The sequence below is a fragment of the Amycolatopsis sp. NPDC089917 genome, from assembly GCF_040684635.1.
Lineage (GTDB): Bacteria > Actinomycetota > Actinomycetes > Mycobacteriales > Pseudonocardiaceae > Amycolatopsis.
On record NZ_JBFBGL010000002.1, the window covers coordinates 53,110 to 73,579 of the forward strand.

The following is a 20,470-nucleotide window of genomic DNA, read 5'->3' on the forward strand; positions in this document are numbered from 1 at the left end:
GCTACCCGGACGAAGATCCCCGGAAACCCGGCCGCTCGGCCAGCAGGTCCACGACGTCCTCCGCGCGTCGCCGTTTCTCGAATCGTGCCCGTTGACGGTCGGCGCCGCTGCCGTCGGTGCTCAACCGGGCGCAGCCGTCGCGGACGAACTCCAGGTCACCGGTCTCTTCGAGAGCATCGGCGGCGAAGGCGACGACGTCGTCGAGTACGTCGTTGGCCGGGGCGAGGTCGCCGGTCCGGAAATGCGGGCAGCGACCGGAAAGCCCTTCACGCGACGCACGCCAGATCTGTGCCCGCAAGACCTCGTTGGACAGGTCCGCGGGATGCCTCTCCGAAGCGAGGATCGTGCCGGCCAGGCCGCGGATCAGCATCGCGAGCAGAACCGCTTCGCCGGGAGTGGCCGCGACGTCGGCGAACCGGAACTCCACGGTCGGTTGCTTCTCGGAAAGCCTTACGTCCCAATAAACCATCGCGCGATCGAGGATGGCGCCCGCGCGGAGCCAGGCGTCGACGATGCTCTCGTAGTGGTCCAGCGAGTCGAACCGCGGCGGCGAACCGGCCGAAGGCCAGCGGTTCCACTGCTGGTATCGCCAGCTCGCGTACCCGGTGTCGTATCCGTCGCAGATAGCGGAGTTGGCGGTCACGATCAGCAGTGCGGGCAGGAAGGGCCGGATGTGGTTGATCACCCGGATCCCGGTTCCCCGGTCCGGGATGGCGATGTGGACGTGACAGCCGCAGGTGTGCGACGTCCGCGCGGTCGCCCCGAAATGCTCGGACATCCGCTCATAGCGCGGATTCGGCGTGATGGTCGGCAGAGCCGTCTCCGCCAGTGGTGCGCAGCCGCTGGGCAACAGGCGGCAGTCTCGGCGGGCGGCGGTCCGCGCCAGTTCGGCCCGCAGCGTCGTCAGCTGACGCTCGGCTTCGTCGCGGGTCGTGCAGATGTCGGTGGCGGATTCGGCCTGGGACCGGGTGAGCTCCTGCTGGAGTTCGCCTTCCTTCTCGTCCGCGGCGTCCACGACGGCGTCACCCGCCGGGGAAAGATGGCCGTCCCGGTCCACCACGAAGAACTCTTCCTCGACCCCGAAAGTGAGCACGTCGTCGGTCACAACCGCTGATACCCGTGGCTCACCGGGCACAAACTTCGCTTTCGCAGGTCGCGGGCGGGGGCATTCAAGGGCCATGAGGCCCAAGGTCGTTGCCGTCGGTCACGCGCTCGCCCAGGCCCAAGCGAACAGCCTGGTGATGGCCATCGAGCTACGCGCTTCGCAGCGGGTGCTCGGAGAACTCGCGTCTTCGTGACCCACGCGGTCAGCCGACCGGTCGAACGTGGCCCCGGTCCGAGGGAACCATGGACCGGGGCCATCGCAGGACGAGGAGAAATCAGAACCAGTGGGCGCGACCGCCGACCTTGCGGCCTGTGCCGCCGAGGATCGCCAGAACGACACCCGCGACAGCGAGAACGGCGCCGATGGTGGTCAGCACGGGAATGCCGACGATCAGGCCGATCACGAGGATGATGACTCCGAGCACGATCATGGTTGTTCTCTTTTCTTGCGCGGCAGGAAAACCTGCTGCTGCGGTGGGGACTCGCTTCTTGTGCCCGTGGCGGCGGCACGCCAAACCCGTGGACCGAAGGGGAGACCGCGACGCCCATCACACCGGTCCGTCATCCCCTCACCTCAGCTGCTCGACAGAATGGTGGTTGCCGTTCCGTACTGAAGAAGTGTAGGGCGCTGATCACCGGGTAGCCGATTGATGTCATCGACTTGAGCGAAGGAGCCGATTATAAAGGCAGTGGTGTACCAGGGGCCGCGCAGTGTCGAGGTGCGTGACGTTCCCGAGCCGAAGATCGAAGAGGCGACCGATGCCATCGTCAAGATCACGACGACGAACATCTGCGGTTCGGACCTGCACATGTACGAAGGGCGCACGAACGTCGAAGAGGGAAAGATCCTCGGTCACGAGAACATGGGCGTGGTGGTGGCGGTGGGACCTGGGGTCACCCGGGTCAAGGAAGGCGATCGGGTGTCCGTCCCGTTCAATATCGCGTGCGGATCCTGTCGCAACTGCGAGCGCGGCTGGACGTCGTTCTGCCTGCGGGCCAATCCGATCGAGGGGATGGATGGCGCCGCGTACGGCTACGCGAACATGGGCCCTTACACCGGTGGCCAGCGGTTGTTCGACCTCCATCCGCGCGTTCCGGTGTATCCGCTGCTGGTGGAGGCGGTCCGGGAACTGGCCTAGGCCGGAAGGGCGGCGGCGTATCCGGCCAGACGGCCGGCGAGGTCGGAGCAAACCGGGAACGGGGAATCGTCCTTGTCTCCCTTGGGTTCCCCCGCGTAGGCGTCTCGCGTGTACGCGGCCACCACCCGTGGCGAAGGGAGGACCTCGGCGCCGAGGCGTTCGACCACGACCAGGTCCTCCCGGCTGTCGGTTTCGAGAGCGAGGGCCCAACCTGTGCGTTCGTTCCACACCAAGGCGACGTCACAGCCAGGGTGGCCGGGGAGCCGCCGGTCCAGGGCGATGTAGGCCCCCGCCGTCGGATCGAGCTGAGCGTAGTAGGCGTTCCCGCTCAGCCTCAGTTCCTCGATCACGAGCCGTACGTACCGGTGCAATCCCCGGAGGGCCACTTCACCGAACTCGGATTCCATGCCGTTCGTCCCTTGTTCGTCTCGTCGCGACGCGGCGCCGACTGCTCGACGCGGCAACGGGAATCACCCGTCCGAGCGCAGAATGACCCGGGCCAGGCCGGTTCAAACCCCGATTTTTGTCGCGCTGCCGGGCCGTTGCTCGCCGAACGGTATGGTCTGCCGCACGTCCCGCTGGAGGCTGTCCTCAAGTGCGAGCACAAGTATTGGAGCTGGATAGTGCAGCGCGAGGTGGCCGACGAAATCCCGGACTTCGGCATCGTCGACCTCGAAGCCGGCTGGCCTGCCGCACCGGAGGGCGTGGGATTCCCGATGTGGCTGAAGCCGGTGAAGTCGTTTTCGTCCGAACTGGCCTTTCACGTCGCCGACGAGCACGATCTGGCCGCCGCGGTGGCCGAGCTTCGCGAAGGCATCGGCCGGGTGGGGGATCCGTTCGACCACGTGCTGGGCAAGGTCGACCTGCCTCCGGAGATCGCCGAGGTCGGCGGCGCGGCCTGTCTCGCCGAGGAAGAGCTGCGTGGTGTCCAGGCGGCGGTCGAAGGATATGCCTATAAAGGACAGGTGGTGGTTTACGCGGCGCTGGACTCGGTCGACTATCCGGGCCACTCGTCGTTTCTGAGACACCAGTATCCCTCGCAGCTGCCCGAAGATGTCGTCGAGCGGGTGATGACGCGGATCGGTTTCGACAACGCCACGCTCAGTATCGAGTTCTTCTACGACCCCGAATCGGGCAAGCTGGGTCTGCTGGAGATCAACCCGAGGCACTCGCAGGCACATGCGGAGTTGTTCGAGTTCGTCGACGGCGTGGCCAGCCACGACCTGATGGTCCGGCTGGGGCTCGGCGAGCGTCCCGAACCCCGTGGCGGCAACGGTGACTACCGGATCGCCGGGCGCTGTTACCTGCGCAGTTTCTCCGGTGACACGGTCGTCGTCCGTGTGCCGACCGAGCCCGAGATCGCCGCGTTGGAGCGTGAACTCGCCGGAACGGTGATCGACGTCGTCCCGAAGGCGGGCGAGCGTCTGTCGGACTTGCCCCGCAGGACAGTTACAGCTACGAGCTGGCTCAGATCCTCATCGCGGCGCAGAGTGTGCGCGAGCTGGAGGAGAAGTACGACCGGTGCGTCGAAGGCCTGCGGTTCGAGTTCGCCGCGCTGTGACACCTGACCAGGGCACTTAACCTTTTCACGCGAGCGGCGTCTGGTCCAAGGCTGTCGTGAGGTCGGCGGGTGTGTCGTAGAGGGCGACGGCGCCGGCTTCGAGGAGTTCGTCGTCTCCGAAGCCTCCGGAGCGGACGACGATCGCCGGCATCCCGGCTTTGCGCGCGGCCTCGACGTCCCAGACGGAGTCGCCGATCATGACGGCAGGGGCGTCGGGTGGTGCGCCGATTTTCCGCAGGGCGGTGTGGAGCAGGTCGGGTGCGGGTTTGGAGGCGTCGACGTCGGCGCTGGTGGTCCAGTCGTCGGCGATATCGCGGGCGTCGAGTTTGTCCAGGTAGACGTCGACGTGGCGTTGCTGTCCGGAGCTGGCCAGGACGAGCGGGTGGCCGCGTTCCTTGATCGCGAGCAGCAGGTCGCGGGCGCCGGGCAGCAGCGACATTTCCTCGAGCAGCGCGTCGGTTTCCTCGCCTTGTAGTTCCCGCGCGCGGTCGCCGACCCGTCGTTCGAGGTCTTCCCCGCCGAGAGCGGTGAGCAACTGGTCCCCGCCCATGCCGATCAGCCGGTGCAGCCGCCACACCGGATAGATCTCGCCGACTCGGCGCAGTGCGCGGTACCAGGCGAGTGCGTGCTGGTAATTGGAGTCGATGAGCGTCCCGTCGATGTCGAGGACGGCGATAGGGGAGTCGGTCACAGAAGGTGATTACCCGCGGCCGTGGTGCTCTAACCACGGCGACCGCGACATCACCGTGGCCGACATCGCCGCCGCCGCGTACGTCACTCCGCACGGTGCAGCTGGCCTTCCGCCGCCACCTCGGCACCACCCCCATGGCCTACCTCCGGCGCGTCCGGCTCGACTACGCCCACACCGACCTGCGGGCCGCCACGCCCGGCCAGGACACCATCACCCGGATCGCCGCCCACTGGGGATACGGCCGCGCGAGCGTGTTCGCCGCCCGCTACCGGGAAACCTTCGGCGAATTGCCCTCACACACCCTGCACAACCGATAGCCCGAGGCGTCAAGCCCGCACGACATCGAGGGCGCCCCCACCGAGTCCAACTCGGGCACATCGTCGACCGCGGAACCTTCAAGCCGCCATAGTGACAGATAGCGTGGTCAGCGACACCAGCGCAGAAGTGGGAACGGGTATTACATGGTTCGTGGGGACGCCGCGCTTGTGAACGACCGGTATGCGGTATGACAGCGCGTAGCCCGCTTTAGTAAACCGATAGCTGGTCGCGGGCCAGGCTCCAGCCGCTGAGGAGGTCGATATCTTTTGGGGTGTCGGGATGGGACGATGCGACGGTGGTCGGGAATGGCCGTGACACCGTCGTGGGGAAGGGCGCAGGATGTTCGGTTCGAAGAAGAAGGTCAACGACCTGATGGCGCAGCTCAGGCCCGACTTGAGTCGGGAAGCGCTCGGTGTCGGGCCCGACTTCCCGGGCGTCGCCCCGAACCCGCTGCTGAGCAGTGATGCGCGCAGGCGCACCGCGGAACTGCGTACGGGGGCGCTTGCGCTCGGCGTTCTCGTCGGCTGGCGGGAAGTCAACAGCAATCCGCGTGTGGTCTTGATGTTCGACGTGGAGACCGCCGGCGGTATTTCGTTCCGCGGTATCGCGGACGAGGACCTCACGATCACCGAGCTCACCCGGCTCGCTCCAGGACAGACGTTCCCCGTGCGCTTCCGGCCGGCCGTCATGGACCATTACGTCGCCCTTGCCCGGGACGCGGACCCCGCCAGGGTGCAGCAGCTTTCTGACGAGATCGCGCGCCGCAAGCGGGCTTGACCTGAAGCTTTTGGCCGGATCGCCGGTCAGAGCCAGCCGTTGACTTCCGCGAGCCGTGCCGCCTCCGCGCGGGTGCGGGCCTGGGTCTTGCCGATCGCCGACGACAAGTGGTTGCGCACGGTGCCTTCGGTGAGCCCGACGGCCGCCGCGATGTCCGCCACCGTGCCGCCTTCGGCGGTGGCTCGCAGGACGTCGGCTTCGCGGTCGGTGAGCGGACTGGCGCCGCTCGCCAAGGTCTGGGCGGCCAGCGCCGGGTCGATGAAACGAAGCCCGGCGTGGACCCGGCGTATGGCGTTCACCAGCTGTTCGGGTGTGGAATCCTTGACCACGAACCCGGCCGCTCCCGCCGTCATCGCTCGTGACAGGTAGCCGGGGCGGCTGAAAGTAGTGCAGATGAGCACGCGGCACCCCGGTAGGGCTCGGCGCAGTTCGGCGGTGACGGAAAGGCCGTCGCGGCCGGGCATCTGCACGTCCACCAGGGCGATGTCGGGCGAGGTGCGCTTCGCGGCGGACACGACCTCGGTGCCGGAGCCGACTTCGGCGACCACGTCCAGGTCTGATTCCATGCGCAGCATCGAGGCCAGCGCGCCGCGGACGAGGGCCTGGTCGTCGGCCAGCAGAATGCGGATCACGCCGGGCTCGCTTCGGCCGGGGAAGGGCCGTGGGCGATCAGACGGAAGCCGCCACCGGGGGATTTGCCGTACTCGAGGGTGCCGGACGCCGCGGTGAGCCGCTCGGCGAGGCCGGTCAGGCCGTGTCCGGGGGCCACGGGCTCGGACAGGGTGCCGTCGTCGGTGACTTCCACCCAGTCGCGGCCGAGCCGGACGCGGCAGGTGCGGGCGTCGGAGTGCCGCAGGACGTTCGTGACCGCTTCCCGCACCACGTAACCGAAAACGCCCTGCAGCTCGGATCGCACCTCGTCGGCCGCGGTGGGCAGTTCGGCGAGTATGCCGGCGGCTCGCAGGGCCACTCCGGCACCGGCGATCTCGTTGGCCAGTGACACCACGCGATAGCCGGAGACGGTGGCTCTCACGTCGGTGAGTGTTTGCCGGGACAGGGTTTCCAGATCGCGGATTTCGGTGAGCGCGGGTGCCGGGTCGCCGGCGGATTCCAGGATCCGCCGGGCCAGGGACAGTTTCACGGTCATCGTCGAAAGGCTGTGCCCGAGGACGTCGTGGAGGTCTCGTGCGACGCGTTCCCGCTCCTGGTTCACCGCCATCCGCCGGACCTGCTCGCGCGCGGCCCGCAGCTGTCCGATGGTGAAGTTGAGCGCGAACACGACGCCGAGTGCGGCGGTGACGAGGACGAGCGTGGCCACCGGACCCCACGCCACGTGGCCGTCCCGCAGCTGCATCCAGCCGATCTGCCCGACAGCCACGGCGGACCCGAGCGGAAGGGAGACACGCAAGGGCAGCACCATCAGCCCGACCGCGATGGCGTAGGTCAGATCGGTCAGATACGCGGGCGTGGCCAGCAGCAAGGCGGGCGCGACGCCGAGGGCGAACATCGCGGCCACGATCGCGATCCGCCGCTTCCGCGGCGCGAGCGGACCGAACCACGGCCCGAGCAGGCAGGTGACGCCATAGCCGACGACGAACGCGATCGCCGTCCCGGCGAGCGGTTCGTCCGCGCGGGCGGCGATCTCGGTGATCCGCGCGATCAGGAACAGCGACGAAAGACTGGTGATCGCGACGACCGTGCCGCGGCCACGGCGGTTGCCGCGACCGTCCTTCCAGAAGTCCCAGTCCGGCCACTGCCGGACGGAGAACTCGTCGGGTTCTCGTTCACGCACGTCGGCCATGCTACGGCTGCGGTTCCCCATGCCGATCATGGTCCGGTCCTCGGCGGGCCGATGCCTCGCTCATCCGTCACCGGACGGGGTATGACAGATGGCAGGGGTCCGCGCGGGCGGACGATGATCCAGTAGGAACATGTTGACCGCGAGGAAAACCAGTTCGCTGGGCCATGAGTACACGCTCACCCGCGACGACTCGGAAGTGGGCACGTTCTCTTTGCGGAAGGGCCGCGTCGGCGCGCGGATCGTCTTCGACGGGGCGGAATACCGAGTCCGGAGGCATCGGTTCAGCGGGGTCCACGAACTGCTCGCTCCGGATGGGACGGTCCTGGCGGCCACCGGCCGGGTGAGCCGCAGCTGGACCCTCACTGTGTCCGGGCGGGACTTCGAGTTCCGGCGGACCGCGGCGGCCGACCGGGAATACACGATGCTCGGCCGCGACGGCGCGACGGCGGGGACCGTCAGCCGGAGCGGGTCGGCCGTGTCGGGCGACCTACCGGGACTGACGCCGGAATCGCAGGTTTTCGTGCTCGTGGTGGTGCTCCTGCGCCGACGTCGCAAACGTGCCGCGGCGGCGGTCCGCGGTGGCTTGCTGTCCGGAGGCTGAACGACCGGACGCACCGCACTACAGGACGACCGGAAGGAATCCACAATGTACAGAACTCGAAACAAGCGGCGGAGAAGCGGACGGTCGGTGTTCGCCGGTGTCGCCGTTCTGACGGCGATGACCCTCACGGCGCCTCCCGCCTCCGCGGCCGGCGATCCGCCCCGGGCCCAGGGCAGTCAGGCGGTCTGCGGTGGCACGCTAGCGATGTTCGGTTGCCGATCACAGGTCGCCACGGTCGACGGGGCGATACTGCGAGGCACCAAGCCGATCGGCTGGGGAGCCGACGATCTTCGGGCCGCCTACGGGCTTCCCGCGCGGTCGCCCCACCGTGGCACCATCGCGCTGATCAACGTCGGCTCGTATCCGACGCTGTCGGACGACCTCGCCGTCTATCGGAAACAGTACGGGCTTCCCGCCTGCGGCCCCGGCGACGGTTGCTTCCGGCAGATGGACTTCACCGGAGGCCCGGCCCTGCCCGCTCCGGGCACCGACGACGAGAAGCTGATCGCGCAGGGCTCGGCCATCGAGACCGCCCTTGACGTGGACATGGCTTCGGCCACCTGCCCGTCCTGCCGGCTGCTGTCGGTGCAGATCCCGATCGGGAACGGGCCGACGGACCCCACCAACGCCGCCGGTTACGACCGTTACGCCGCCGCGTTCGGCAAGGCGGTCCGTACCGCGATCGACGCGGGTGCGGATGCCGTCAGCATCTCCTATGCGCTTCCTGGCAGCGAGAACACGCTGCACGGTCCGATCGCGGAGGCGCTCGACCACCGTGGGGTGGCGATCACCGCGGCGGCCGGGGACCTGGGCTTCAACGGGAACGGCAACACCGGGCCCGGTGTCACCATTCCCGGCTTCACCGGGAGCGCCGCCGTGTGGCCGCAGGCGCTGCCCACCGTGACCGCGGTCGGAGGCACCACGCTCGTCGGCAAGAATCATCGTTACCTGCAGGGCGCGTGGGCGCAGGGAGGTTCCGGCTGCACGCCCGGCGTCACCCCACCGGAAGATCAGCCCGCGACGGTTTCGGCGCTGTGCCGGGGTTCCCGGGCGAGTACCGACGTGTCCGCGGTCGCCGAGAACCTCGCGATGTACACCTCGTACCGGCCGGCGGATCACGCGGAGGCCGGCTGGCTGGTACTCGCCGGGACGAGCGCCGCGGCCCCGCAGATCGCGGGAATGTACGCGGCAGGCGGGAAACTGCGGGACGTGCACGGGCCCAACACGCTGTACCGGGCGCCGTCACCCGCTTTCTCCGACATCGAATCCGGTGCCAACCTCATCCCACCGTTCAGCGGAACCGACGGCCATTGTTCCGCCACCCGGGCGCAGAAGCCGGACGAGTCCCTCACCCGGTTCGACGACCGCATGTGCCGAGCGGGGCGAGGTTGGGACGGACCCACCGGCCTCGGTGTCCCGCACGGCCTGCTCGCGTTCTGAGCCGCCGCACTCCTGAAGGACATTCCGCGGCGTGGCCGGCCCGAGGCAGCGGTGGTGTCCGTCGAGTGGTGCCGCGCGGCCTCTCGTCTCGACGGGCATGACCTCGACATCGCCGGACATGGCAGCCGCCGGGGGAGTGGGCAGGCTTGGTGGTTTCGGTCTCGGCGAGGTGTGGATCACTGCATGCAGGGGTATACGGGCGCTGCCGCGCGGTCGCGTGCGGCGGTCAAGGGTGGCGCCGGTTGAGCCAGCAGCCGGCGCCACCGCTCAAGGCTGGAGCCCCGGTTCTCGGATTCGGCTGACGAACCCAACGAACGCGGGTACCCGGATCGGGGTGTGGCCTACCGCGTTGGCGGCGAACCACCGGCGTAGCCGAGTCGCGGACGAAGCGTCGCGTGGTTCGAAGTCCGACCTGGGAAGGTTGGCCGAGCTGTAGCGTTCTATGAGGTCGAACGTGGCCCCGGTCCGAGGGAACCATGGACCGGGGCCATCGCAGGACGAGGAGAAATCAGAACCAGTGGGCGCGACCGCCGACCTTGCGGCCTGTGCCGCCGAGGATCGCCAGAACGACACCCGCGACAGCGAGAACGGCGCCGATGGTGGTCAGCACGGGAATGCCGACGATCAGGCCGATCACGAGGATGATGACTCCGAGCACGATCATGGTTGTTCTCTTTTCTTGCGCGGCAGGAAAACCTGCTGCTGCGATGGGGACTCGCTCCTTGTTCCCCTGGCGGCGGCACGCCAAACCCGTGGACCGAAGGGGAGACCGCGACGCCCATCACACCGGTTCGTCATCAGGGATCGCGATCGCTCAGGCGCGGGGCCGACTCTTACGGCCGGTGACCTTGTTGTAGAGGACCAGGACGATGATCGCGCCGATGATCGATCCGATCCATCCGGCAGGCTGGAAGCCGCGAAAGCCAACGGTGAGCAGTCCGAACAGCAGTCCACCCACGACCGAGCCGACAACGCCCAGGACGATCGTCCGCAACAGCCCGATGTCGTCCTTGCCCGGCACGAGGGCTCGCGCGATGAAACCAGCGATCAGTCCGAACAGGATCCAGCCGAGAACAGTCCAGAGCATCATTCCACCTCATGATCAATTGGGGACTGCCTCATCGAGTGAGGCAGGTGATTTCCTTACAGCGCGCGGGCCCCCGGCTTGGCGGAGAAGCGAAACTCGATGGTTGCGGGCAGGGTGTCGATGTCGAGTGCTTGACGAAGCCGGGGGAGGCCATCGGTGTCGATCCGGTGCCGGATCTGGGTGAGGTCACCGCCTTGCTCGGCGCTGATCACCAGCGCCACGGCGGGAGTGTCGCGGGTCCCGGCGAGGGTGGCGTGCGCGGCGTGGACGCCGGGATAGGTCGTCACCTCGGTGACGAAGGGCTCGATCGCGGTGCTCGCGGCCAGTTCGGTGCGGCCGAAGGCGGGATCGGTCTCGAAGTTCCAGGTGTGGGTCTTGGGTTTGCGGGTCAGCTGTGCCAGGAGCCATCGGAGCATGAGCAGGCCCAGTACGACGGCGGCAGCGGCGGCGATGTAGAGCGTCCAGGTGGGCGCCTGTTCTGTTCCGGCCACCAAGGTGGATTCGGGCCGCACGACGGTGACCGTGCCGAAATGAGTCAGCAGAGCGAACGCGCCTGCCGCGACCAGCAGAAGCCCGGCCAGGGCAAGAACGGTGCGATTGACGCGGGCGGGGCGATTGAGACTGGTCACGACGCCTTCCTGACCGCACGGATCTTGACCCTGACCGTCGGGCGGACAGCGGGGTCGATCTGGTCGAGGCGCTCTTCCACCGACCGGCGAACGGCGTCGGCGAGGCCATCGATGGTCGTCCGCCCCGTGGTCACGGTCGCGGCGATCGTGCGAGGTTTGAGTTTCACCCTCGCGTCTGACACACCGTCCACCGCGGAGGCCGCGACGCGCAGAGTGGAGCGGTAGCTCCGGCGCGAGGCACCGGAGTCCAGATCGCCCCGCAGCGGCAGGACGACGGGCTTGCCCGGGATGATCGCGGCCAGGACCAGGATCAGCCCCAGCAGTACCGCGGCCGCGCCGACGATGGCTGTCACGGTGTCGGTCCAGCGTGTGCCGTGCAGTGCGGCGGCGACGGTGTCGTAGCGGATCCAGGGAGTCTCCCCGAGAAGCATCTGGATCGTGACGACCGCGACGAGAGCGCAGGCGGCGAGCAGGACGAGCGCGGTGAGGGTCGCGGGGACGCTTCGGCGTGGGTGGCGTTTCACTGAACCCTCCTGGTCTCGGTGGTGGCGGTGTGCAGCGCGGTGACAGTGATGTCCACGCGCGACACCGTGAGTCCCGTGAACTCTTCGACACGGCGCATCACGTGCCGGCGCACTCGCTCGGCGGTGCGAGAGACCGACATCGGATAGCTGATGGAGATCCTGAGGGCGAGCGTGGCGGCCCCGCCGTCGACCTTCGCGGTGACCTTGACGCTGTTGCCGGGATCTTCCGCGCCGACGGTGACTCCGAGAACGCGGCTCGCGGTGCCGCCGACGCCGTCGACCTCGGCCACGGCGTGCGCCGCGATACGTTCCACAGTGCTGTCGGAAATGGTGAGTAAGCCCCGGTCGCCGGAATCGTCTGGCTCCGTTTCGATGACCGGGTCGGGCAGGGTGGCGCTCACGGTGATCAGCCCCTGTCGCGGCCGGTGAGCTGCGACAGGTCGAGCTTGCCGTCGAGGACACGGCCGACCAGCAACCCGAGCGCGCCAAGGACCAGGACGATGAAAAAGGCGCCGAACCCGCCGAAGGCGGCGGCGAGCCCGAGGGCGAGACCGGTGAACAGGCCGAGTTGCGTGGAATTCACTGGTTCTCCTTGGCAAGGGTGGTCATGTCGGGATCCCTGACCGTTGCGCCGGCCGGAGAGGCGAGATCGCCGATCCACACGTGGACCGGTCGGTCGATCGGTCCCACCGCGGTGCGGACGTCGTCGCTGATCTCGACGGCGGTCGCGGGGTAGCGGCCGATGACGCCGACGGTGATCTCGTCGTCGCGGACGCGGATCCCCGGGATCCGGCGTCCGCGCAGGAGGGTGGCGATCTCGCCGAACCGCCCGCTGTGCAGACCCGCGATGCGGCTCCGGGCCCGCACAGCGGTGGCGATGCGGTCGGCGTCGACCTCGACGCCGAGGCTCACTGAACGCGGCCGGTGTCGGACTTGCCGTCCTCGGCCTCGTCGTCACCCGGTATGTGCACGTCGGAGACATTGATGTTGACCTCGACCACTTCGAGCCCGGTGATCTGCTCGACCGCGCCGATGACGTTTCTGCGCACGGCACGCGACAGGTCGGCGATGGACACGCCGTACTCGACGAGAATCTGCAGGTCGACCGCGGCCTGCTTCTCGCCGACCTCGACCGACACACCTTGGCTGGCCGACGCGGTGGCGCCGGGGATGCGCTCACGGATCGCGCTGAACGCCCGGGCAGCGCCACCACCCAGGTCGTAGACACCGGAGATCTCGCGGGTAGCCAATCCGGCGACCTTCGCCACGACGGTGTCGGCGATAGTGGTGGCGCCCCTGCTCGGCTCCAACGCGCTCGTGCCGGACTTCTCGACCGCGGTCGACTGGCCGGATTCCTTGGTGGTGGACGAATTCGTCATGACGTCTCCTCGGATCGGTTCCTGCGGTGTCTCGTCGGAAGCTCTCGGTGTTCCATTTTGCTTCGACATCACCTAGGACCCGGCTTTGAGAAGATCGTCACGACCCGATCGTGTGACCCCGGTCCCAGGCAGCTGACGCAATAAGGTGACATCTCGGTGGTCGTCTCGGTACCGGCACGCAGTGGATGCCGTGGATCGGCTTGGACGATCTGACCGACATCCACACCCGGACGCTCACCGACGACACGATGACCGGACCGGTCAATGCCGTCGCGCCCGAGCCGGTCCGCAACGCCGACTACACGCGGGCGCTCGGACGGACTCTCCGGCGCCCGCCCCTGATGCGGGTTCCCGAGCTCGGGCCCCGGCTGCTGCGCGGCCGTGCCGGAGCGAGCGAACTGGCCCTCGCCAGTCACCACATGCGACCGGAACGCCTGATCGAAGCTGGGCACGTCTTCCGTCATCGGGAGCTCGCGGACGCGCTGTCCCACCACCTCGGCACCACGACGTCCACTGGTATGAGAGAACAGGAGGAAACCACGTGACCACGGTTCACGGCGGTTCCCGCGGAATCCCCGCCCCGGTGGTGGCCGTCGCCGCGGCAGGCGCCCTCGTCTCGGCGCAGGCCAAAACCATCTACAGTGGACTCGTACTCCCTTCCTGGGCGCCTCCGCCTTGGCTCTTCGGTCCGGTGTGGACCGTCCTCTACCTGATGATCGCCGTCTCCGGATGGTTGTTCTGGCGAGCGAACGACAACGAACGCGGGCTGGGCAGGTACGCCGCTGCTCTGGTCGCGGCGTTGACCGCGCTGGTGCATCGCGGGATCCACCGTGTGCTCGCGGCGACCACCGTGGTCATGGCGCTGGCCGCCACCGTCGCGTTGCCCGACGTGCGCTCGTTCGTGCTTCTGGCGGTCATACTCGGGTTGCTCGCGTTCTCCACGGCGGCGGTGAAGGTGGCGGTCGCCCACGATCTGGCCCCGGCCGTCACCACCCGGCCGGCCGGTCCGGCGAACCACGGCGTACTGCTGATGAATCCCCGGTCCGGCGGAGGAAAGGTGGAACGTTTCGGGCTCGTGGGAAGGGCACGCGAACTCGGGATCACCCCGGTCGTGCTCCAGCGCGGCGACGACCTGCGGGCCCTGGCCGAACACGCCGTGGCCGAGGGCGCCGACGCCATCGGCATGGCCGGCGGTGACGGGTCGCAAGCTCTGGTCGCCGACGTCGCCAGGCGACACGACATTCCGTTCGTCTGCGTACCCGCAGGCACTCGCAATCACTTCGCACTCGACCTCGGACTCGACCGGTCCGATGTGACGGCCGCGCTCACTGCCTTCGGTGACGCCCTCGAACGGCGCGTCGACCTCGCCATGCTCGGCGATCGCGTGTTCGTGAACAACGCTTCGCTCGGCGTGTACGCCGCCATCGTGCAGACCGAGAGCTACCGCGACGCCAAGCCGGCCGCCGTCGAGGAACTCCTTCCCGACCTGCTCGGCCCGGACGGTCAGGACTTCGACCTGCGCTTCACCCGCCCGGACGGGAGCAGCGCCGACCTCGTGCTCGTGTCGAACGGCGCCTATCGCCTTCGCAGCCTCAGCGGGTTCGCCACCAGGAGCCGCCTGGACACCGGCGTGCTCGGCGTCGCGACCCTGACGGTGAACCGCGCGCGGGACGTGCCGGCCCTCATCGTGGCCGAAGCAGGTGGCCGCCTCGGCCGCTTCCCTGGCTATCAGGAGTGGACCACCCGCGAGTTCGAGGTCGATTCCGGGCAGCCCCTGGTCGACGTCGGCATCGACGGCGAGCCCCTGCGGCTGCCACCGCCCTTGCGATTCCGCTCGCTTCCCGGCGCGCTTCGAGTGCGCATTCCCATCGGCACACCGAGTACCGCACGCGCGGCAGTGACCCCGGTCGGCATCCGGCAAGTGGTCACGGCCTTGTTCCGAATACTCGCAGGACATCCGGCGCGGTGAGCGCGTCGCTATCGATGCGCTCACCGCGGCCGCGCGTGTCCTGTCGGATGCCGGTCTGCGGTCGACGAGGTCGATGCCTGCAGATCAGTGCCTCGGTATGGGCTGCCGCTATGCCGCCGGAGGGCGGTCATTGGCCTCTGAAATAGAAGAAACCTTCACTCGGTAGTGTTGAGTGAAGGTTCTAGCAACTGGTGAGATCTCACCTAAAGCGGTGTCCGAGGGGCGTGTTGCTCACTAACCACACGCCTCTCATTGACGTGACACCTGGTAGTTACTAGAGAGCGTCGGCCGCCAGAGAACATCGACAGCCAGCAGACGAGCACATCTGCGTCAGGGGACCTGCCCGAGCTCGCGCTGTTCGAAGGGACCTGAAGCCGGAAAAACCTGGTAGCGCACTGCACTGTAGCTGACCGGTTGGCCACTCCAGCGCAGCCCTAGAGTTAGTCAGCGCGCACTATCCGCTTCAACGCCATCGCCCAGCACATCGGCAAACGGATGGGCGACCGAGCATCACGCCGCGAATTGAGCGTCCTCTGTGTCAGACAGCGAGCCGCATGAAGCCAGAGCCCGGTACGTCGACCACAGCGACATACTTCACCTCGGCGGCTCATTGTCCGAACATAACGTCCATCGAGAAACAGGACGCACACCCTCGTGCGGGCGAGCATCCGTTCGACTGCCGCTTGTCCCGGCACAACCGCTCGGCTTCGTCGACGATTGGCACCACGGCGTTGCCAGCGCGTCTGACGAAGTTTGGTCGACGTGGGGCCGGCCAGCGCGTCCGCGCCGGAGGTCGTGACGGGGCGTTTGAGCTGATGGTGCGGGGTTCCCGGACCGGTCAGATAGCACCCGTAGACCTTGCCGCCGACGACCTGCCGGATGTCGGCCACCAGATGGGCGGTGATCCAGTCGCAAGTGTCGGCATGGCCGACCGCTGGACAAACCTGCCGTTAGAGTCGAGACATGTCATTGGTGCGTGACCATGCCGACTGGATCCGACTCTGTGACGAGGGCCGCCTAAGCGACAGCCAGCAAGTTCTGCTCGAGACTGTCCTGGCAGCGTGCGACCCAGAGGTAGTTCTTACTCGGCATGTTGCGGGCACCGGCGCTGCGCTCACTGCAATTGCCCGGGTTGAGTCCGCGCTGGAATCCAGGGCGCGGCCAAGCCGGGTGAAACCGCAGCCATACGCGAGCGTGACTCTCGACTTGATCTCCACAGCGCTGGCGGTGTTCGAATCGACGAGGTCGGTGTTCGTGCCAGGCACGCTTGACAGCGCAATCAGTGTGCTGAGCGCTCTCGATGCGGGCGGTCAGGCAGGGTTAAAGGCTGCTACTGACTGTGCAAACGCGGCCATGCTCTTGGCGGCTCGTATAGCCGAGTTGCGGAGCGCCGTTCGCGATCATCTCGCGGCTGCTTGGCGGGGAGCGGTGACAGTGAAGCAAGCGGAACGGCTGGCGCTGGAGATGGCCGCGCTCTGCGTGATGGAGAACCGGTGGCATCCGCAGCTTACTAGCGACGTACGCACTGCGTTAAGTCAAGGATCGATCGACGCCGAATATTTGGCAGAAGTCCTGCTGCCCGCCGAGAGGGACTTCCGGGTAGCAGTCGTTGTCGAAGGCACCTCCAGCTTGGAATCGCTGGCCAGGTTGATGGACCCATCCGCAGATCCGATAGAAATTATGCCTGGCGAAGCGTTGGTTGGATGGGGCCACGGAAAGAGTGACCTGCAGCGGCTGGTCGACCTGGCGGACGCTGCGTCTATTGCGCGCCGCGACTGGTCGGGCGATCAGGCGAACGGGCATGTGCTGCTGACCTTCACGGTCCGCGCTCGCGACTCCGGCGGTGCCATCCTGCTCGGTCGGCGGCAGGCATCAGAGTTGCTCGACCAGTATGTTGCGGGACAGCGGATCGCAGAGATCAGACTGCGGGCCGAGAGTCTTGCCTATGAACCGGGGACCGGGCGCGTGCTGAGGCTCGCGATGCCTGTCCTGGGAACAGGCCGGGTGCGGCCGCTGAGTACCACCTGGCCACCGGCACTGCGAGAGAGTTTGCGGACTTCGCACATCGCCCGGATTACGGAGGCCCCGATGGCGTCTGCCGGCCTGTGCTGGGCCGCCCTTGAAGCACTCGAGGTTAAGCCGAATGGGAAAGAAAAACTAGCCCGCGCGCTGAGTCTGCAAGCTCTCCGCCAGCAGGTTGTGGACCTGCACCAACGAACACGCACCGCCGTCGCGGCAGCGCTAAGAGCTACACGTGCCGCTCACTCCAAGGCAAATGCCAGTTATCAAGAGCTGGCCCGTGCTGTCGAGTCGGCGAGGAGGGAGAAGTCTTCGGCCCTAGCGGAGAAGGCGGCAATGGCTCGTTCCACAGAGCGTGCCCGCTACGAGGAGTTGGAGCGTGCGCTTGAAGCCGAAGCGCTCCTCGCGCAGGTGGATGTGTGGACTGGTGTCGGGCACGACGGGCGACTGCGTGATCCGAGTCGGTGGTTCGATGTGCTCGCAGCACCAGCCGATGCGGAACCGGAGCTGCGCGCTGCCGCTGATGCCACTGCGTGTCTTGCTGACTGCCTCCGCGGGCAGGCTGCATCTCGACTACGGGCCTGGCTAGGACTATTGGCTACTCCCAAAGCCCTCGCCGGATGGATCGAAGGGACGGCGGCCCGGTGCGAAGGACACCTCGAATGGCTGTATGCGCTGCGCAACATCGCACTGCACGACGGTCGGTTCGAATCCACCACGGACATCCTGGACGCCCACGCAGGGCGCGCTCTCCTCGACTTGGCACTCGAGTTCCTGGGCAACTGGTACGAGCAGGCGACCAGCGTAGTTCCAGAGCGAGCCGCATGGCCAGCGCTTGAGGTCATCGACCACCTCGCCGAACGACAGGAAAAGGTGGTAGCCGCGTTACGCAGCGGTACGCGAGCAGGCTTGCATCTGACTCACCTGACCAGCCCGACCTCGACCGGACTGGACCGTAGGTAACCGGCAAGCCAGCTGGGTTTGAAGGTTGGGAGTGTCCTGCCGATTGAACGAGCACGCCATGGTGGCCGGCCGGGGACTCGAACCCCGATCTCTCCCATGTGGACTGGCGCGATCGTGAATCGCCGCACCTGACGTGCACCAGCCCCTTCTACCACCCTACAGGCTCCACTGCCCAGCCGGAAGGAGTCAGAACCGCCGCCGTCAGACGGCTCGCGAAGACTTCGCTTCCCTGGTTGTATGGACGACTGGTGGGAAGCTAGCAATATTGAAGCCAAGTCGTGGCGAGTTATTGAACCAGAGACGAGGACCAGCAGAGCCCTGTGAGACCTGGGACCAGCCTTGCGCCTGAGTAATACTCCTGATGTTCTCGCCCGCCGGGTGAGGGTCTTTTCGGTCAGGTAGGCGAAGCAGCCAGTCGAGATTACGAACGGGCGAGAGTCTGCGACGAATGCTGACGAACGTGGAAAATACGCAAGAACCACACTGCCTGAAAACCCGGCTGAGCAGCTCGGACTGGCAGCTATAGCGGTCTGTCAGGAGTATGCCAGGCCACCCCGGCCGACGAGATAGGTTATACCTCGTCGCCCGCCTAGCGAGAAACCAGCAACATCGAAGTGCACCCGAGTTCACCTGCAACCTTGACCAGTCTGACACCTTGCATCTATCAGATCGCCGAGTTGATGCAGTACGGAACCCTGATTAACCTATCAGGCTGCCTGGTCTCTCTTCTAGAGGATGTCGTTGGCCCTGGCCCAGGCTTCAAAGCCGCCTGGAGAAAACGGGAGACGATACTTGCCGAGTAGCAATTCATCCACCATGGCGGACGCAAATTTGATGGTGAGTTCCTTTTGTCTAATGGCCTCGCATAGAAGAGCTAATGTTGGCTTCAGCTTAATGTCATTGGCGCGCGCGGCTCGGCGCCCTGCGCCGTCATCTACAACTGCCCACGCATCTTTGCCTATGCTCTTAGTTAGCGCAAGAACGGCAGCCTCGCCGCGATTTCGCTTGCCGCGTACCAGCAGCGATGAGAAGTCTGCAAAGCTTGCGACTTCTTCGGCGGTGCGGAGCTCGCGAAGCTCGATCCAGTCAGTATTCAGTGTTGCTTTTAGTCTCTCGTCTCTTGCCGCCATCTCGTTTAGCTCGATGGAAACCATGTCTGGAATCAGAACTCTGCGCGTTCCGGCGATGATCTTGAGGACGCCCAGAATGTCACGCTGAGCAAAGTGGGCCAGGGGGCTCGTATCGAACACAAGGAATCCATCTGGGAAGCTACTTTCGTTAGGTTCCATTAGATTAGATCCCAGATGGCCCCTTCTGGAATTGTTGGCAGTTCAGGTAATTCGTCCTCGGTCCACTCGTCGAATAGTAACTCCGTTGCCCGAGCGGCAGTGATCACCTCGGCTCTGAAGAGGTTTAAGACTCCCTCTTCATATAAGCGTGACATGTGAGGCGCCTTGAACTCGTCTTCGGGGATCAGATTGAAGTCAACGATGTCAGCTCTAGTTGTTCTGAAATCGCGAATCCTCGCCCCTTCTTCGGCGCTGACTATTTCAAGCTCTCGGAGTCGTCGGCTTAGTGTGGACATGTCGACCCTGAACTTGCTTGCAGACTTCACGGCTGCTACTCGAAGGTGATCGTCGTCATCGGTGGCGTCTTTGATTGCGGAGCGCCAGAACTTTACGATCCCCTTCTTGGGAAGAAGTGTCGCGCGAGCGAAGTCGTCAAGTCGCAACTCAAGCGCACTCTCGTTTCCGCTAACGATTCGCCAGTCGATAGAGTACTCATCGGCAATCATGAAGTGACCTAGTTCATGAACTAGTGCTAAGCGTCGTCGTCCGACTTGAAGCTGACCGTTCACAAGCGCGATTCCACCTTCGGCTAAAAGTAGGGAGGCGGCGTCAGCTGCATCCCTGCCGAGGTCGAAACAAAAAGCAAGGAGTCCGAGCTTCGCTACCGCTTCTGAGATTCGGTAGAACGGTTCCTCGTCGTCCAATCCGAGCCTGTGGCGGACATCTGTCGCCATACTTTCAGCTTCCGCCCTAGATGTAGGCGGTCCCATGGTCGCGACACGAATCCCGGGAAGATCCTTCCCGTGCTTTGCCACGAACTCGACGTTCCAGCCCAGACGTTCGATCATGCGATCGATGCGCGAGGTTGCTTCGTCGTGTCCGTGCGTGTTGCGATGCGAGACGATTGCCGGAGGAGCCTGCATGACGAACCACTCGATACGCTCGCCTAGCTCGTCGGCGATACGCGCCAGCTCAAGCGCGGAGACACGACGGAGGCCAGTCTCGACCTTCGCTAAGGCGGACCGGTCCAGCAATACGGCGGAGGCCAGCTGGTCCTGAGTCATCCCAGCACGCTGCCTGGCTTCGGCAATCTTCTTTCCCATGGTCACTCCGTCGACCGTCACTGTGCGATTTTAGAACAGCCGACACCTCTGCGGCTAGTCATCTCACTCAGCGACC

At 66.2% G+C, this 20,470-nt stretch carries 22 protein-coding genes and 4 pseudogenes; 10 read left to right on the forward strand and 16 right to left on the reverse strand.

The genetic code is table 11. The features are described from left to right. Nucleotide 1: 1 nt before the first annotated feature. Together AB0N89_RS02380 and AB0N89_RS02385 are read right to left on the reverse strand one after the other, a co-directional pair. Nucleotides 2–1,105 carry a glutamate--cysteine ligase gene (locus AB0N89_RS02380; protein ID WP_364199348.1) on the reverse strand — a complete coding sequence of 368 codons (1,104 nt, stop codon included), beginning with the start codon at nt 1,103–1,105 and terminating at the stop codon, nt 2–4. 274 nt (nt 1,106–1,379) lie between these two features. Beyond that, nucleotides 1,380–1,535 carry a hypothetical protein gene (locus AB0N89_RS02385; protein WP_364199350.1) on the reverse strand — a complete coding sequence of 52 codons (156 nt, stop codon included), beginning with the start codon at nt 1,533–1,535 and terminating at the stop codon, nt 1,380–1,382. Nucleotides 1,536–1,784: 249 nt separating this feature from the next. Between AB0N89_RS02385 and AB0N89_RS02390 the strand changes: the two are divergent. Further along, nucleotides 1,785–2,171: pseudogene (locus AB0N89_RS02390) on the forward strand (alcohol dehydrogenase catalytic domain-containing protein); the annotation flags it as partial. A gap of 68 nt (nt 2,172–2,239) precedes the next feature. Here the strand turns inward: AB0N89_RS02390 and AB0N89_RS02395 are convergent. After that, nucleotides 2,240–2,650, reverse strand: coding sequence for a DUF6292 family protein (locus AB0N89_RS02395; protein WP_364199351.1), 411 nt, complete (start codon nt 2,648–2,650; stop codon nt 2,240–2,242). A gap of 132 nt (nt 2,651–2,782) precedes the next feature. Here AB0N89_RS02395 and AB0N89_RS02400 point away from each other — a divergent pair. Next, a pseudogene (locus AB0N89_RS02400) lies at nt 2,783–3,804 on the forward strand (biotin carboxylase); the annotation flags it as partial. Between the two features lie 25 nt (nt 3,805–3,829). Here AB0N89_RS02400 and AB0N89_RS02405 read toward each other — a convergent pair. Next, complete coding sequence (locus AB0N89_RS02405; RefSeq protein WP_364199353.1) at nt 3,830–4,495, reverse strand: HAD family hydrolase; 666 nt, start codon at nt 4,493–4,495, stop codon at nt 3,830–3,832. A gap of 95 nt (nt 4,496–4,590) precedes the next feature. Here AB0N89_RS02405 and AB0N89_RS02410 point away from each other — a divergent pair, with 95 nt between their 5' ends. Continuing rightward, complete coding sequence (locus AB0N89_RS02410) at nt 4,591–4,812, forward strand: helix-turn-helix domain-containing protein (protein WP_364199354.1); 222 nt, start codon at nt 4,591–4,593, stop codon at nt 4,810–4,812. Nucleotides 4,813–5,152: 340 nt separating this feature from the next. Next, nucleotides 5,153–5,590, forward strand: a complete 438-nt coding sequence (locus tag AB0N89_RS02415) for a hypothetical protein (RefSeq protein ID WP_364199356.1) — start codon at nt 5,153–5,155, stop codon at nt 5,588–5,590. A gap of 26 nt (nt 5,591–5,616) precedes the next feature. Here AB0N89_RS02415 and AB0N89_RS02420 read toward each other — a convergent pair whose 3' ends face one another. Further along, complete coding sequence (locus AB0N89_RS02420; RefSeq protein WP_364199358.1) at nt 5,617–6,222, reverse strand: response regulator transcription factor; 606 nt, start codon at nt 6,220–6,222, stop codon at nt 5,617–5,619. After that, nucleotides 6,219–7,382 carry a histidine kinase gene (locus AB0N89_RS02425; RefSeq protein ID WP_364199359.1) on the reverse strand — a complete coding sequence of 388 codons (1,164 nt, stop codon included), beginning with the start codon at nt 7,380–7,382 and terminating at the stop codon, nt 6,219–6,221. The genes AB0N89_RS02420 and AB0N89_RS02425 overlap by 4 nt, the downstream gene beginning before the upstream one ends. 139 nt (nt 7,383–7,521) lie before the next feature. Between AB0N89_RS02425 and AB0N89_RS02430 the strand changes: the two genes are divergently transcribed. Both AB0N89_RS02430 and AB0N89_RS02435 read left to right on the forward strand, forming a co-directional pair. Next, nucleotides 7,522–7,992: a hypothetical protein gene (locus tag AB0N89_RS02430; RefSeq protein WP_364199361.1), complete on the forward strand. Its 471-nt coding sequence runs from the start codon at nt 7,522–7,524 to the stop codon at nt 7,990–7,992. Between the two features lie 45 nt (nt 7,993–8,037). Further along, the gene (locus AB0N89_RS02435) at nt 8,038–9,432 is read left to right on the forward strand and encodes a S8 family serine peptidase (RefSeq protein WP_364199363.1); all 1,395 of its coding nucleotides are present in this window, start codon (nt 8,038–8,040) and stop codon (nt 9,430–9,432) included. Nucleotides 9,433–9,940: 508 nt separating this feature from the next. Here AB0N89_RS02435 and AB0N89_RS02440 read toward each other — a convergent pair. The 8 genes from AB0N89_RS02440 to AB0N89_RS02475 all read right to left on the reverse strand — a co-directional run bounded on the left by AB0N89_RS02440 (nt 9,941) and on the right by AB0N89_RS02475 (nt 13,051). Continuing rightward, nucleotides 9,941–10,096 (reverse strand): hypothetical protein, encoded by a 156-nt coding sequence (locus AB0N89_RS02440; protein WP_364199350.1) that lies wholly within the window; start codon nt 10,094–10,096, stop codon nt 9,941–9,943. A 150-nt stretch (nt 10,097–10,246) separates the two neighbouring features. Next, on the reverse strand, nt 10,247–10,519 hold the full coding sequence (locus AB0N89_RS02445; protein WP_364199365.1) for a GlsB/YeaQ/YmgE family stress response membrane protein: 273 nt from the start codon (nt 10,517–10,519) through the stop codon (nt 10,247–10,249). A gap of 56 nt (nt 10,520–10,575) precedes the next feature. Then, complete coding sequence (locus AB0N89_RS02450; RefSeq protein WP_364199367.1) at nt 10,576–11,148, reverse strand: alkaline shock response membrane anchor protein AmaP; 573 nt, start codon at nt 11,146–11,148, stop codon at nt 10,576–10,578. After that, nucleotides 11,145–11,672 (reverse strand): DUF6286 domain-containing protein, encoded by a 528-nt coding sequence (locus AB0N89_RS02455; protein ID WP_364199369.1) that lies wholly within the window; start codon nt 11,670–11,672, stop codon nt 11,145–11,147. Before AB0N89_RS02455 ends, AB0N89_RS02450 begins: the two co-directional genes overlap by 4 nt. After that, nucleotides 11,669–12,073 (reverse strand): Asp23/Gls24 family envelope stress response protein, encoded by a 405-nt coding sequence (locus AB0N89_RS02460; protein ID WP_364199371.1) that lies wholly within the window; start codon nt 12,071–12,073, stop codon nt 11,669–11,671. Before AB0N89_RS02460 ends, AB0N89_RS02455 begins: the two co-directional genes overlap by 4 nt. Before the next feature lie 5 nt (nt 12,074–12,078). Further along, on the reverse strand, nt 12,079–12,255 hold the full coding sequence (locus AB0N89_RS02465) for a hypothetical protein (RefSeq protein WP_364199372.1): 177 nt from the start codon (nt 12,253–12,255) through the stop codon (nt 12,079–12,081). Further along, the gene (locus AB0N89_RS02470) at nt 12,252–12,584 is read right to left on the reverse strand and encodes a hypothetical protein (RefSeq protein WP_364199374.1); all 333 of its coding nucleotides are present in this window, start codon (nt 12,582–12,584) and stop codon (nt 12,252–12,254) included. Before AB0N89_RS02470 ends, AB0N89_RS02465 begins: the two co-directional genes overlap by 4 nt. Continuing rightward, nucleotides 12,581–13,051, reverse strand: coding sequence for an Asp23/Gls24 family envelope stress response protein (locus AB0N89_RS02475; RefSeq protein ID WP_364199376.1), 471 nt, complete (start codon nt 13,049–13,051; stop codon nt 12,581–12,583). Before AB0N89_RS02475 ends, AB0N89_RS02470 begins: the two co-directional genes overlap by 4 nt. A gap of 200 nt (nt 13,052–13,251) precedes the next feature. Here AB0N89_RS02475 and AB0N89_RS02480 point away from each other — a divergent pair, with 200 nt between their 5' ends. The 4 genes and pseudogenes from AB0N89_RS02480 to AB0N89_RS02495 all read left to right on the forward strand — a co-directional run bounded on the left by AB0N89_RS02480 (nt 13,252) and on the right by AB0N89_RS02495 (nt 18,002). Further along, nucleotides 13,252–13,596 carry a DUF1731 domain-containing protein gene (locus AB0N89_RS02480; protein ID WP_364199377.1) on the forward strand — a complete coding sequence of 115 codons (345 nt, stop codon included), beginning with the start codon at nt 13,252–13,254 and terminating at the stop codon, nt 13,594–13,596. 38 nt (nt 13,597–13,634) lie between these two features. Next, nucleotides 13,635–13,982 (forward strand): annotated as a pseudogene (locus AB0N89_RS02485) (TspO/MBR family protein); the annotation flags it as partial. Nucleotides 13,983–14,084: 102 nt separating this feature from the next. After that, nucleotides 14,085–15,020, forward strand: a pseudogene (locus AB0N89_RS02490) (diacylglycerol kinase family protein); the annotation flags it as partial. 963 nt (nt 15,021–15,983) lie between these two features. Next, nucleotides 15,984–18,002, forward strand: a complete 2,019-nt coding sequence (locus AB0N89_RS02495; protein WP_364199379.1) for a hypothetical protein — start codon at nt 15,984–15,986, stop codon at nt 18,000–18,002. A gap of 728 nt (nt 18,003–18,730) precedes the next feature. Here the strand turns inward: AB0N89_RS02495 and AB0N89_RS02500 are convergent. Together AB0N89_RS02500 and AB0N89_RS02505 are read right to left on the reverse strand one after the other, a co-directional pair. Continuing rightward, nucleotides 18,731–19,252, reverse strand: coding sequence for a hypothetical protein (locus AB0N89_RS02500; RefSeq protein ID WP_364199380.1), 522 nt, complete (start codon nt 19,250–19,252; stop codon nt 18,731–18,733). 38 nt (nt 19,253–19,290) lie between these two features. Then, nucleotides 19,291–20,415 carry a helix-turn-helix transcriptional regulator gene (locus AB0N89_RS02505; protein ID WP_364199382.1) on the reverse strand — a complete coding sequence of 375 codons (1,125 nt, stop codon included), beginning with the start codon at nt 20,413–20,415 and terminating at the stop codon, nt 19,291–19,293. Between the last annotated feature and the right edge of the window lie 55 nt (nt 20,416–20,470).

Bases quoted from the DNA above. Each gene is read 5' to 3' on its own strand.
- AB0N89_RS02385 (WP_364199350.1), bottom strand. From the start codon at position 1,535: ATGATCGTGCTCGGAGTCATCATCCTCGTGATCGGCCTGATCGTCGGC.
- AB0N89_RS02395 (WP_364199351.1), bottom strand. From the start codon at position 2,650: ATGGAATCCGAGTTCGGTGAAGTGGCCCTCCGGGGATTGCACCGGTAC.
- AB0N89_RS02415 (WP_364199356.1), top strand. From the start codon at position 5,153: ATGTTCGGTTCGAAGAAGAAGGTCAACGACCTGATGGCGCAGCTCAGG.
- AB0N89_RS02430 (WP_364199361.1), top strand. From the start codon at position 7,522: ATGTTGACCGCGAGGAAAACCAGTTCGCTGGGCCATGAGTACACGCTC.
- AB0N89_RS02435 (WP_364199363.1), top strand. From the start codon at position 8,038: ATGTACAGAACTCGAAACAAGCGGCGGAGAAGCGGACGGTCGGTGTTC.
- AB0N89_RS02440 (WP_364199350.1), bottom strand. From the start codon at position 10,096: ATGATCGTGCTCGGAGTCATCATCCTCGTGATCGGCCTGATCGTCGGC.
- AB0N89_RS02445 (WP_364199365.1), bottom strand. From the start codon at position 10,519: ATGCTCTGGACTGTTCTCGGCTGGATCCTGTTCGGACTGATCGCTGGT.
- AB0N89_RS02475 (WP_364199376.1), bottom strand. From the start codon at position 13,051: ATGACGAATTCGTCCACCACCAAGGAATCCGGCCAGTCGACCGCGGTC.
- AB0N89_RS02495 (WP_364199379.1), top strand. From the start codon at position 15,984: ATGTCATTGGTGCGTGACCATGCCGACTGGATCCGACTCTGTGACGAG.